At 72.3% G+C, this 1,733-nt stretch carries 2 protein-coding genes and 1 pseudogene; all 3 read right to left on the bottom strand.

What is annotated here, in order from left to right:
• Positions 1 to 537, bottom strand: a 537-nt coding sequence (locus tag KN815_RS47895) for a beta-ketoacyl synthase N-terminal-like domain-containing protein (protein WP_301184716.1), incomplete at its 3' end; no start/stop codon positions are given.
• Positions 537 to 1,529 (bottom strand): hotdog family protein, encoded by a 993-nt coding sequence (locus KN815_RS47890; RefSeq protein WP_216348036.1) that lies wholly within the window; start codon positions 1,527 to 1,529, stop codon positions 537 to 539. The genes KN815_RS47890 and KN815_RS47895, both read right to left, overlap by 1 nt.
• Positions 1,526 to 1,733 (bottom strand): annotated as a pseudogene (locus KN815_RS47885) (beta-ketoacyl synthase N-terminal-like domain-containing protein); the annotation flags it as partial. The pseudogene KN815_RS47885 and the gene KN815_RS47890, both read right to left, overlap by 4 nt.

Genomic DNA, 1,733 nt, shown 5'->3' with positions numbered 1-1,733 from the left:
GCACGCGTTGCTGACGCAGGTGTTGACGCCCTGCGCACCGAACCAGCCGCCGACCACCGAGGCCAGCGGAAAGGCGGGCGCCCAGCGGCCGGACGCGGGCGCCTCGCCGGTCCACCAGCCCTCGTGCAGATCCGTGTCGCCCATACCGGTGCTGAGGGCGACGGCCACCCGGCGCGGATCGAGCCCGGCGCCCGTGGCGCCCGTCGTGTCCGACGCGTCCGTCGTGTCCGACGCGTCCGTCGTGTCCGACGCGTCCGAATCGGGCAGCGCGGCCAGCCCCGCGTCGGCGACCGCCTCGCGCGCCGCCGCGAGCGCGAACTGGGAGCCGCGCCCCAGCGGCAGCCCGTCCTGTTCCACCGGCCCGTCCGGAAGGTCGGCCTCCGGCACCAGGTACATCAGCGGATGGTCCATATGCGCGAGCGGATCGGGGACCCGCACCGGCGCGGTGTCCGCCGCGTGCATCCCCCGCCAGAAGGCATCGACGCCCGTGCCCAGCGGGGACAGCGCGCCAAGGCCCGTGACCAGTACGTCGTCCATCAGGTGCCGCTCTGCTTTCCGGCCAGCGCGTCCAGCACCCGCTGGTCGAAGGGGACCAGCCGCCAGTCACTGCGGTTCTCGATCACCGCGTAGCCGTGGGTGATCCGGCCGGTGGCGGTGAGGGTGAGGGTGCCCTCGCGGACCACGAAGCAGTCCATCCGGGCGGTGTAGGTGAGGTCCTTGAAGATCTCCTCGACCGTGTAGACGGTGTAGAGGTCCTCCTCCATCACCGCCTCGTCGATGACGCGCACCGAGGACCGGGGGACGACCGGTATCCACCTGCGGTCGTCCAGCAGGGTCTTGATGGAGATGCCGCGGTCCAGCACGAAGCGGTCCTTGGCCTCCTCCATCAGCCGCAGATAGCCGGACATCTGGAGCCGCTCGGTGAAGTGGCAGTACGGATAGGGGATGTTCCACTTCCAGGCGTAGGCGTTGCGGCCCTCGGTCAGCGAGGCCAGGACGGCTTCCTCGTCGTCGTCCGGCATCGCCACCCGGATCCGCGCGAGCTCGCCGGTGGGCCCCTCGGCCCCCAGCCGGTCCACCACGAACGGCGCGAATTCGGCCGGGGGTTCGGCGGGCTCCGGCAGATAGGCGTCGGCGCGCAGCGAGACCCGCACCTTGGCGGCGACGGCCTTGAGGACCGAGCCGTCGCGCTCCACGCGGAGGGTCACCCGGAAGCCGAGGGTGCGGTCCTCGTCGGCGGTGTCCGGCGTCACCTCGGCCTCGGCCACGTCGTCCATGTGGAGCGCGTGCAGGATGCGGGTCTCCAGGGCGACGATGTCCAGCCCGAGACCGTGCTCCTCGTACAGCCGGCGGGCGGGCGCCCCGGAGTCCGCGAAGTGCACCAGCACGGCTTCCTCGACGAGGTAGTTGACGTGTTTGAAGCCGATCCAGGTGCAGATGTTCGAGCCCTCGTAGCGCGGACGCAGCCGGACGGTGGTGGCGTCCGTCAGCAGCACTTTGGTCGACATCGGCGGGGCGGCGGCGGTCATCGGGAACACTCCATGGAGATAAGGGGGGCACGTGGGGGGTGCGGGTGGCACCGGTCGGGCGTGGGGCGCAGCAGCAGTCCGGCCACGGCATCCGCGGTGTCGTCACCGCTGGTGATCAGCGCCTGGCGGGACGCGGGCACGGGCCCCGGGCCCGGCGCGGCCCCGGCACCGGCGGCGAAGGCGGTACGGCTCCCGGCTCCCGCT

The sequence above is a fragment of the Streptomyces niphimycinicus genome, assembly GCF_018883605.1.
Taxonomy (GTDB): Bacteria; Actinomycetota; Actinomycetes; order Streptomycetales; family Streptomycetaceae; genus Streptomyces; species Streptomyces niphimycinicus.
The sequence above is the reverse complement of the archived record's forward strand: the minus strand, read 5'-3'. Positions and strand labels throughout refer to the sequence as shown.